The sequence below is a fragment of the Lacticaseibacillus saniviri JCM 17471 = DSM 24301 genome, from assembly GCF_001311785.1.
Lineage (GTDB): Bacteria > Bacillota > Bacilli > Lactobacillales > Lactobacillaceae > Lacticaseibacillus > Lacticaseibacillus saniviri.
Window position 1 is genome coordinate 56,900 of sequence record NZ_BBBX01000018.1, and the last position, 10,636, is coordinate 67,535.

The 10,636-nt window shown below is 48.0% G+C and carries 10 protein-coding genes and 1 pseudogene; 6 read left to right on the top strand and 5 right to left on the bottom strand.

The window, feature by feature from the left end:
- Positions 1-96: 96 nt before the first annotated feature.
- A complete protein-coding gene (gene ykzS / locus JCM17471_RS09740) occupies positions 97-288 on the bottom strand; it encodes a protein YkzS (protein ID WP_054777721.1) in 192 nt (63 codons plus the stop codon).
- A 197-nt stretch (positions 289-485) separates the two neighbouring features.
- Between ykzS and JCM17471_RS09745 the strand changes: the two genes are divergently transcribed.
- The 4 genes from JCM17471_RS09745 to JCM17471_RS09760 all read left to right on the top strand — a co-directional run bounded on the left by JCM17471_RS09745 (position 486) and on the right by JCM17471_RS09760 (position 4,375).
- Entirely contained in the window at positions 486-2,723 is a 2,238-nt protein-coding gene (locus JCM17471_RS09745) for an ATP-dependent Clp protease ATP-binding subunit (protein ID WP_082395287.1), read from the top strand.
- 151 nt (positions 2,724-2,874) lie between these two features.
- A complete protein-coding gene (locus tag JCM17471_RS09750) occupies positions 2,875-3,171 on the top strand; it encodes a DUF1827 family protein (protein WP_054777723.1) in 297 nt (98 codons plus the stop codon).
- Between the two features lie 137 nt (positions 3,172-3,308).
- Positions 3,309-3,821, top strand: coding sequence for a hypothetical protein (locus JCM17471_RS09755; RefSeq protein WP_054777724.1), 513 nt, complete (start codon positions 3,309-3,311; stop codon positions 3,819-3,821).
- Positions 3,818-4,375: a hypothetical protein gene (locus JCM17471_RS09760; RefSeq protein WP_054777725.1), complete on the top strand. Its 558-nt coding sequence runs from the start codon at positions 3,818-3,820 to the stop codon at positions 4,373-4,375. The genes JCM17471_RS09755 and JCM17471_RS09760 overlap by 4 nt, the downstream gene beginning before the upstream one ends.
- Positions 4,376-4,457: 82 nt before the next feature.
- On the opposite strand, the gene JCM17471_RS09765 is transcribed toward JCM17471_RS09760, so the two are convergent.
- The 3 genes and pseudogenes from JCM17471_RS09765 to JCM17471_RS09775 form a co-directional block, all read right to left on the bottom strand.
- Positions 4,458-6,035 (bottom strand): peptide chain release factor 3, encoded by a 1,578-nt coding sequence (locus JCM17471_RS09765; protein ID WP_054777726.1) that lies wholly within the window; start codon positions 6,033-6,035, stop codon positions 4,458-4,460.
- Between the two features lie 145 nt (positions 6,036-6,180).
- A complete protein-coding gene (locus JCM17471_RS09770) occupies positions 6,181-7,512 on the bottom strand; it encodes a hemolysin family protein (RefSeq protein ID WP_054777727.1) in 1,332 nt (443 codons plus the stop codon).
- A 98-nt stretch (positions 7,513-7,610) separates the two neighbouring features.
- Positions 7,611-8,743 (bottom strand): annotated as a pseudogene (locus JCM17471_RS09775) (AI-2E family transporter).
- Positions 8,744-8,814: 71 nt separating this feature from the next.
- Between JCM17471_RS09775 and JCM17471_RS09780 the strand changes: the two are divergent.
- Positions 8,815-9,240 (top strand): GNAT family N-acetyltransferase, encoded by a 426-nt coding sequence (locus tag JCM17471_RS09780; RefSeq protein ID WP_054777728.1) that lies wholly within the window; start codon positions 8,815-8,817, stop codon positions 9,238-9,240.
- On the opposite strand, the gene JCM17471_RS09785 is transcribed toward JCM17471_RS09780, so the two are convergent.
- Entirely contained in the window at positions 9,237-9,995 is a 759-nt protein-coding gene (locus JCM17471_RS09785; RefSeq protein ID WP_056992915.1) for a MerR family transcriptional regulator, read from the bottom strand. The two genes, JCM17471_RS09780 and JCM17471_RS09785, sit on opposite strands and share 4 nt — an antisense overlap.
- A gap of 118 nt (positions 9,996-10,113) precedes the next feature.
- On the opposite strand from JCM17471_RS09785, the gene JCM17471_RS09790 reads away from it, so the two are divergent.
- Positions 10,114-10,608: a hypothetical protein gene (locus tag JCM17471_RS09790; protein WP_054777730.1), complete on the top strand. Its 495-nt coding sequence runs from the start codon at positions 10,114-10,116 to the stop codon at positions 10,606-10,608.
- The last annotated feature ends 28 nt before the right edge of the window (positions 10,609-10,636 follow it).

A 10,636-nucleotide genomic window follows, 5' to 3' on the forward strand; every position in this document is an offset into this window, starting at 1 on the left:
TTAGATAGACATTCTTTTTCCGAATCCATCGCTGGATATCCGGTTCTTGTAAACCTTACCATTTTTAAAAGCGCCAGACAAGCCTTTCTTTGAAAATTATCCGCTTTCATTCGATTGGTACCGGTAGATAATAACCCCACTGCGTTGCGCCGTTCCAACAATTTCTTTTCTGGCGGCGTAGTTGGTCCAGACGGCACGAAATGCCATAAATTCTTCTGGTTGGACCTCGAGTGAGTCAATACTGCCGTCACGCAGTTGATCCAATAATGCGGCATAATCTTGAGTCAAAGTTTTCGCCCCCTTTTGACCTCTATGTTAGAGTGTCTTTAGTAGTAAGACAAGCCATTTTTAAAAAAGTTAGCACTCTCGAGTGTCGAGTGCTTGATTTTTATTCTGATGGGTGTATACTTTGTTCATGGTCAAAAAAGGTCAGACATTCTCTGACCTGACTTTTATACTGAAAAGCGAAAGGGTGTGACCAACCAATGCTGTGTGAGAATTGTCATCAAAACCCAGCGACCATCCACTTAACAACGAATGTGAATGGTGAACGGCAAGAAATCAATCTTTGCCAAAGTTGTTATCAACTTCTCAAAAACCAAGCAGGAGGCACTATGAATCCAACAAATGCATCTAACGATCCATTTGGTTTCGGTAGCTTGGATGATATCTTTCGCGCAATGAATCAGGGCATGGATCAACAACCACAAAGCCAACAACCTAACCGACCTGCGACACAAGCCGGCAATAATGGTGGTGGCGGCCGCAATAATCGGGGCAACCGAGGCGGCAATGGTCTGTTAGATCAATTTGGCGTCAACTTAACCGATCAGGCTAAGCGTGGCGAAATTGATCCCGTGATCGGCCGTGATGATGAAATTGCTCGCGTGATTGAAATCTTAAATCGCCGGACCAAGAATAACCCTGTTCTCATCGGTGAAGCCGGGGTCGGTAAAACTGCCGTTGTCGAAGGTTTAGCTTTGAAGATCGCAAATGGCGATGTTCCTTCTAAATTACAAGACCGGCAAGTGATCCGCCTGGATGTCGTTTCACTTGTTCAAGGCACCGGAATCCGGGGTCAATTTGAACAACGTATGCAACAACTGATGGATGAACTGAAGAAGAATACAAACATTATCCTGTTTATCGATGAAATCCACGAAATCGTGGGCGCCGGTAACGCTGAAGGCGGCATGGATGCAGGTAATGTCTTAAAACCAGCACTCGCGCGTGGTGAACTCCAATTAGTTGGGGCCACAACAAGCAATGAATACCGGACAATTGAAAAAGATTCCGCGTTGGCTCGTCGTTTACAGCCCGTTCAGGTCGATGAACCTACTGTGGACGAAACCATCGCCATCCTCAAGGGGATTCAGCCTCGCTACGAAGACTATCACCATGTTCACTACACGGCTGAGGCCATCAAGGCGGCTGCTACCCTTTCCAACCGGTATATCCAAGATCGGTTCTTACCTGATAAGGCCATCGATTTACTCGATGAAGCTGGGTCAAAGAAGAACTTAACGATTACTGCCGTTGATCCTCAAACCCTTCAAAACAAGATTGATGATGCTGAAAAGCAAAAGCAAGATGCTTTGAAGGCTGAAGATTATGAAAAGGCAGCATTCTATCGCGATCAAGTTACCAAGTTACAAGACATGCAAAAGCATGAACAGACAATGGCCAAGGAAGACATGCCAACTGTGACCGAAAAGGACATGGAAAAGATTGTCGAACAAAAGACCAATATCCCTGTTGGTGAATTGAAGGCGCAAGAACAAGCGCAATTGAAGAACCTTGCTGGCGACCTCGAAGCTCATGTGATTGGGCAAGATGCCGCTGTCGATAAGGTTGCTCGCGCTATCCGCCGGAATCGGATTGGCTTTAACAAGTCTGGTCGGCCAATCGGCTCCTTCCTCTTCGTCGGTCCTACCGGTGTCGGGAAGACTGAGTTAGCTAAGCAACTCGCTCAAGAACTGTTTGGCTCACAGGATTCAATGATTCGCTTTGACATGTCTGAGTACATGGAAAAATTCAGTGTGTCTAAGCTCATCGGTTCCCCTCCTGGCTATGTTGGCTATGAAGAAGCCGGTCAATTGACTGAACAAGTACGGCGGAATCCTTACAGCTTGATTTTGCTGGACGAAATCGAAAAAGCGCACCCGGACGTGATGAATATGTTCTTACAAATTCTTGACGATGGCCGCTTAACCGATAGCCAAGGTCGTACCGTTTCATTTAAGGACACGATTATTATCATGACCTCTAATGCCGGTGCAACCGATTCTGAAGCCAGTGTTGGTTTCGGGGCAGCAAGCGAAGGCACAACGCACAGTGTGCTCGATCAATTGGGCAACTACTTCAAGCCTGAATTCTTGAACCGGTTCGATGATATCATTGAGTTCCGTCCACTCAGCAAGGACAACCTGATGAAGATTGTTTCCCTGATGATTAATCAGACCAATGACACCATCGCTGATCAAGGATTGAAGATTCATGTGACCGAACCTGTTAAGGAGAAGTTAGTTGAACTCGGCTTTAATCCTTCCATGGGTGCACGACCATTACGTCGGGTTATCCAGGAACAGATTGAAGATCGTGTCGCTGATTTCTATCTCGATCACCCAGCTGCTAAGCAACTTGAAGCACGCATCAGTAACGGCGATATTACCATTACCGAAGCTGAAGCAGCAACCAAGCCCGCTAAGGCAGACAATAACTAGACATTGAATAGAAGGTGTTGCAACAAACCGCATTGGTTTTGTTGCAACACCTTCTTTTTTGTCGCTATACACCCTTAAGATTGTGAAATGCAAGCGGTTTGCATTATAATGAAGATAACTTTTAGGTTTCTGCTTTGAAGGGAGCGATATTATGCGACTTATCGATGTAACAAATAGTTTCTCTCACCTTGTCTCTCAACAACTCGCGCATACGGATGCTCAATTTGTGAAGGTGTTCTCACTTGGTCAAACCACAGTGGTGTTCTCCGAAGCATTGAAGCATCGCGAATTACTGTTCACCAATGACAAGCGCAACATTCAGCCGGCAGAAATTGACTTCACACTCGACAAGCTATTAAGCGTTGATCGCTCACAAGCCAATGTGATTATGGGCCATCATCTCGCTGAAGTGTCTGTCCCCGTCCCAACACCAACCGTTGAAGTCTAAGTTCTCCCGCCGTAAACCGCCGCGTTTGCGATCAAGAGACTGTTGGGCATCCCGCCAGTCTCGACTACATAAAGGAAGTTCCGTATGAATTTATTTGAACGCGTTATTCATTTTTCAAAAAGGAAGCTGATGTTGTCGTGCCCACGCCACCGAAACCACATGAATCGAGTCATCAACCCGCTCGTGCTGAAACAGCACCGGTAGTCACACCGAAACCACAGCAGCCGGCCCCCACTGCAACACCTGATCGTGTGGCCCGCATCACGGTCCAATTTCGTGATCGCTATTCAGATGAAGTGTTAGCTGAACCGATTGATTATCACGGCGAGATTGATGAACCCTTCAAGCTCGAATGGCGGCAATTTGAGGGCCGGGTCATGAGTGAAGTTGTTGGCTTCACCGACCAATTTCATCGTGCCAATCAAACCATCATTTTGATGTATGAAGAACGCCTCGCGGCACCCGTTATCATCTACCATCGCAACTCATACGGTGACCTGATTGCGCCACCTGAGATGTTGCTCGGCAATATCAATACGTGTTCGTTGCGGAGTCACTTCCCAGTCAGCGCCAGCACTTGCAGGGCGCGGTTGAGCAACGCGGTCAGTTTCAAGCTCACAGTCAAACTATTCACTTTGAATATGAGTTGAATCAACTGGAAACCAACCAACCTCAACAAGTGACCTTCGTTGAATTGGATCGGGCGAAACCGGTGTACCGGGAACCTCAAGGCGACATTGCGCTCAACACGGAATTACCAGCGCACTCAATTTGGCAAGTGTTCGCTTTTGCACGTGAAACCACCAATGGGAAGGTTTGGTTAAACTTAGGCGGTGCCTCATGGATTACCTCTAAGTACACCACCCCTCGATCCGACAATCCATACAGTTATGTCTTGGGCTCACCAGAAACACCTGCACTCGAGTTCGCTGAAGACACCTCGACGATTCGCGAATATGCCACGGTCAACAGTACGCAACAAGGAGCGACCATCTGGAGCGCACCTTATGGCAACCCTTTGACTCGGATTCCGCACCAAACACAGGTTGTTCTCGTCCGCCAGGCGCGATTAACCAACGATAGTGTTTGGTATCAACTCAGTACGGGTGAATGGATTCAATCGGCCTACATCGCACTGATTCCACCTTTCATAGCAGCGCAGCAATTGCGTCAACAAGTCAATCAAGATGCCTTCGAGGCATAATCAATAACAACCAAAAAGCGTGATGACCAACCCAACGGGCCAGTCATCACGCTTTTATTTTGCCTAAACATCATTGCGGTGCTTATAGCTTTGCCGTCAGCTTCACGTCTGGATACTTGTCCGCAAACCAGCGCTCAGCGTATTGATTTTCAAATAAGAAGAGCGGTTCGCCTTGAACATCTTTCACCAACAGATTACGTGAGCTGCTCATCTTTTCATCCAGTTGATCTGGGTCAATCCAACGTGCCGTCCGTGAGCCAATTGGCGTCATCACAACTTCAGAGTTATATTCATGCGCCATACGGTACTGGAACACTTCAAACTGCAATTGCCCGACAGCACCCAGAATATAATCATCGGTGCTATAGGTGCGATACAATTGAATGGCCCCTTCTTGGACCAACTGTTGCATCCCCTTGTGGAAGGACTTTTGCTTCATCACGTTTTTCGCGGTGACACGCATGAATAATTCAGGTGTGAACTGTGGCAGCTTCTCAAACTGAATCGGTTGCTTGCCTTGATAGATGGTATCCCCAATCTGGAAATTACCTGTATCGTACAGGCCGACAATATCACCGGCAACCGCTGTTGTGACCTGTTCACGACTGTCAGCCATGAATTCGGTTGAATTGTTCAGGCGCATGGCCTTCCCCGTCCGATTCAGTGTCACATCCATGCCACGTTCAAATTCACCCGATGCGATTCGTACAAAAGCAATGCGATCGCGGTGAGCCGGATTCATATTCGCTTGAATTTTGAAGACAAACCCTGAGAATTCTGGCGCAACAGGTGAGATTTCATCACCCGCTTCGGTCTTATGTGGACCGGGTTCTGGTGCGAATTCAACGAAACTATTGAGGAACGTTTCCACCCCAAAGTTGGTCAACGCGGACCCGAAGAAGACTGGCGTTTGATCCCCCTGCATGATTTTCTTGAGGTCAAACTGGTTCCCCGCATCACTCAACAATTCAATATCATCAAGGGTTTGGCTGTAAATTGAGTCTTCCGCCAATGCATTATCTTCGGCCAGTTCACCGGCTTCATTGAGCGGTAAGAACCGTTGGCCATCATCTGTAGGCCGGTAGAGCTCGATCCGTGAGTTTGCACGGTCGTAGAGACCCTTCAGCCCCTTACCCATCCCGATTGGCCAGTTCATGGCATAGCCTTCGATTCCGAGTAATTCTTCGAGCTCTGCGATTAAGTCGAGTGGTTCGCGCCCATCGCGATCCAACTTGTTCATGAAGGTGAAAATAGGAATCCCGCGTTGCTTAACAACCTTGAACAGTTTCTTGGTTTGGGCTTCAATCCCTTTGGCGGAGTCGATAACCATGACCGCCGCATCCACCGCCATCAGCGTCCGATAGGTATCTTCAGAGAAATCTTCGTGCCCTGGGGTATCCAAAATATTGATGCGCTTGCCTTGATAATCAAACTGCATCACGGAACTGGTGACGGAAATCCCACGTTGCTTTTCAATTTCCATCCAGTCAGATTTGGCAAAGTGCCCGGACTTCTTCCCCTTAACGGTTCCGGCCTCTCGAATCACACCCCCAAACAGCAATAACTGTTCGGTGATGGTTGTTTTCCCGGCATCGGGGTGAGAGATAATCGCAAACGTCCGCCGCTTGCTCACTTCTTGTTTGAGTTCATTTGGTTTCATTTAAAAAATATCCTTTCTCACAATCAGCATGCTGATTGACAGCATGAAGGGTTGCGACAAAGCCCACGGTTTCGTCACAACCCTCTCTACGGCAGTGATCACACTGCACACTACTATTTATTATAGCCATCTCAAAACGCGCTGGCTAGTCTGTTTGGACCACTGGCTTGTGCTCAGGCAATTCCAGATGGACGTTCAACAACCGTGAGCCTTCAACGCGCCCCGTTGTGATTTTGAGGCCATCCCCAATAAACAGTGTCTCTTGATGATGGTTTGATGGGATCGCGCCTAATTGGGTAATGACGTATCCGGCAATCGTATCCACATCGGGATCTTCCAATTGGGTACCAAACGCATCATTGAAATCGCTGATGGTCATGCGACCCGCGACAAGATAAGTGCGTTCCCCCGTCTTGGTGTAGGTCAGATCAGCTTGGTCGGATTCATCATCAATGTCCCCGACAATCTCTTCAATCAAATCTTCAATCGTGACCAGACCAACCACGCCACCGTATTCATCCAGCAGAATAGCCATCTGCTGTTGCTTGACACGCATCGCGGTCAACAGATCGTCGACACTAATGGTTTCAGGCACAAAGAGAGGTTCGGTCATGACGTCTTCAATCTTTAAGTGTTCAAAACCAATTTGACGCGCCTGTTTGAGTAAGTTCTTGATGTGCACGATTCCGACAATGTGATCCTTGTCTTCTTTAAAGACCGGAATCCGTGAGTAAATTTCACTCAAGATGGCATCGATGTTATCGGCATCAGAATCATCCGCATCGATCATGAACGCATCGGGACGCGGTACCATGACCTCCCGGGCCATGGTCTTATTCAGTGAAATAATACCTTCGAACATCTCGTATTCATCGTCTTCAAGCGCACCGGACTTCTTACCGGTTTCAATCATCGACACCATCTCGTCTCGCGTCATGGTGTCTTGATCGTTATTGAACTCGATGGGCGTCAATTTCATCAGCGCCTTGGTTGAGATGGATAACAACCAGATAAATGGTCGCATGATAGCACTCAGCCAACGAATTGGCGTCACACTGAACTTAGCAACCCGTTCGGTCATTTGTAATGCCAGTTGTTTGGGATATAACTCCCCGAAAACAAGTGACACGTATGATAGTAGGATGGTCACAATCAAAATGGCAACTTCTCTGGCCCATGGCGCATCACCAAATACTGGTGCGAGCCGACCAGCCAAGGTTGTTGCCGCCGAAGCGGAGGCAAAGAAGCCTGCAAAAGTAATCCCGACTTGGATGGTTGCCAAGAAAGTACCGGAATTACCCATGACCTTCAATAGCGCCTTAGCCCGCTTATCGCCCGCTTTTGCCTGCGCCTCCATTTTGACCTTACTTGACGAGACAACCGCAATTTCGGCCGCCGCGAAGAAAGCATTAATTAATGTGAGAATAACAATTAACAACAACTGTCCCCATATCGAACTATCCGGGTCAGCACCCATTTCAACAACACGTTCCTTTCCTGAAAAAAGCGGGGGCCACGCGCTCCCGCTTTTTAAATCTTTTTCTTATTCGTAACGTTAAGTATATCAAGCACAGGTCACTTTTTCAATTCGGAATCGTCATTTGGTTCAGGTAATTGTGGCTGACTGCGGTGGAAACGATATAATTCCAGCACGTAAGTCAGGACTGTTTTCAGCACGGCATAGACAGGAACCGCCAGAATCGTGCCCAATAAGCCCCACAGATTACCGGCCATCAGCAACAAGATAATAATCGTTAGCGGATGAATATCGAGCGAGCGACCAATCACGTTTGGATAGATCAGATTCCCATCAGTCATTTGCACAATGATGACCACAATCACAACCAGCGCGGCTTTTTGCCAGCCCTGGGTAAAGGCCACCCCGAGTGCCGGCATAATGCCGATATAGGGGCCGAGGTAAGGGATAATCGTGCAGACACCGGCAATGAACCCCAGCAAGAAGGCATACGGCATCCCGATAATCAGATAACCGATGAAGGTAAATGTGCCGACGAATAAACATTCAATCGCTTGCCCCGCAATATAATGCGATAACGTATCGCTCATGCGTTGAAACACGACTGCGATTTCGTCAGCGTAACGGTCTGGGAAGAACTTCTGCACACTCGGTACCAGTAAATGACCATCCTTTAACATATAGAACAGCAGCACCGGAATCGTGATGACCGCAATCACCGTACCGGCAACCGAGCCGATAATCCCGGGTAGTCCGCTGGAGAAGCCACCCAGCACCTGCGAGAGCATTTTGGCAGGCTGAATATCAATACTGTTGATGTAGTTCTGGATGCCGAGTTGCTTGTACCAGTTGTAACGTGAGGCTTGTTCGGCGAATGCCCGCAATTTTTCTAAACATCGAGGGTAAGCTCGTAATCAACTGACTGATCTGATTGATCAGGTTTGGAATCACGGCGGCGATGATAAAGACGATGCCACCGAACACGGCCAGAAAGATGATGGCGATGGCCCCATTGCGAGGAATATGTAGTTTACCTAAGAGTTTGACCAACGGATTGAAAAGATAGTACAGAAATCCTGCGGCCAAAATGGGAATCAAAAGGGTCGAGAAAAAATGTCGCCACTGGCGCGAATACAAACGAAATATTGCTCAAACCGATGATCAGTGCGACGATGACCAGTGCCTCGACGGACCAAAACATCAGCTTGGATTGTCTTATTTTATTGAACATGCCGGTTGCCTCCATATCAAACTAAGCTTATCATACCAATATTCCATCAAAATCACTAGGAGGGACACTGTATGCTCGACATTAAAACTACTCAGGATCTCGATTCACAGACCTACCGGGACGCCTTGATGATTCGTCAAACCGTCTTCGTTAATGAACAAGGCGTCGACCCCAAACTTGAGATCGACGCCGATGAGGCCAAAGCCATTTATTTTGTTGGTTATTTGAATCAACAGCCGGTCGTAACGGCTCGATTGATCGATGGGAATCACATTCAACGTGTCGCGACAATGAAGGCATTTCGCCACCAGGGCCTCGCTAAAGAATTATTACTCGCCATGGAAGCGCCTGCCAAAGCACTCGGTGCAACAGAACTACACTTAAACGCGCAGCTGAGTGCCCTGCCCTTCTATGAACGGCTCTGTTATCACGCATTCGGGCCAGAATTCATGGATGCCGGCATTGCTCACCGGGCAATGAGTAAACCACTGAATTAAGCTTTGGTGTAATAGCTGACGATGGCTTCAAGGGCAACGGCGGCATCCCGATCGCCAACAAGTTTCGTGTAGTACTTGCCAAAGCGTTCATCGGCCACATACATCGCTGCTAGTTGTTGGTGTATCTGTGGCGTGTAATCGGGCATGGCTACCTGTAACCAGTCCCGGTGCGCCTGAAATGCGGCTTCAGCGGCAGCGCTCGGCAATGCGGGCGCCGCCAAATAAGTCTTGAGCGCTGCGGTAAGTTGTTGTTCTGCCTCTTGCATCTGCTGATATTGCGCTTGGGTGAGCTGGCCGAAATGTTGGTCAGCTGCTCGTTTTTGTTCCGAACCAAAGCGAGCAGTTACCTCAGCGCCGTATTGGTCATCGTTGGCCTTAATTTGGGCATGCTTAAACGCTTCGAATTTTTGTTTATCTGACATCTGTTGTGCCTCCTCTTGATTATGAATCGTGGCGGCTAACTGTTGGCTGATTTGATCCAATTCGGTGCGCTTGGCCGCAATGATCACCTGTTGTTCTTTGAGTCGCGCAAGCCGTTTGGATGCTGGTGTGGTCAGTAGCTGCTTGATCTGTGCTAAGCTGAAATCGAGCTGCCGATACATGACAATCAGCTGCAGCGTATCGACATCCGCTTCGCTATACTGGCGATACCCGTTTGGTGCCACTTGTGGCACTAAGAGTCCAATCTCGTGATAGTAGCGCAACGTTCGCACGGAAACACCGGCGACTTTGGCTAGCGCTTGAATTTGGTACATATCATCACCTTCAATCTTTTTGCCCCACAAATTCAGCATAAGGGCTGACGTGGCGTAAGGGTCAACACTTTTTTGCTAGCAATATAAACATGGTATAATAGCCACTGGAGGGTTGTTTATGACAAATCGAAAAGCAACATTTATATTTATGTTCCTCTTTGTAATTCCATACGTGAGCGCCCAAGTCATGATTGGGATTGCCTATAATGCCTTAGTTTTACATAGTGACAGCTGGTGGCGCTCATTGATCGGGGCAGTTGTGGGGGCAACATTGTTGTTCTTCGCCAAGATTCCGCTAGAACGGCCGCTGCGAATCCTCGGTAAGTACACAACATCCAAGTTCATTCACTTGAGCGTCCGCTTCTTCATGCTCGAAGAAGCGCGGGCTTTAAAGCAGATTTTAAACTACTTAATCGACGTCGTGCTAGCTTTTGCCTCCACCTACGTCCTGCGCTGGTTCTTCCCGGGCGCGGCTGGCAAAGTCCTTCTGATGGGCACCCCATTTGGTTGGGTCGTTGCCATCTTGTTTATCTCCATCTGTATCGGCGCATATCTCGATTTCGATATGTTATCGATTGTGCCTAAGGGGACCAAGATTTCCAATCACGATTAACAGATTCATTAAAAAGAGCGTCAGTGTC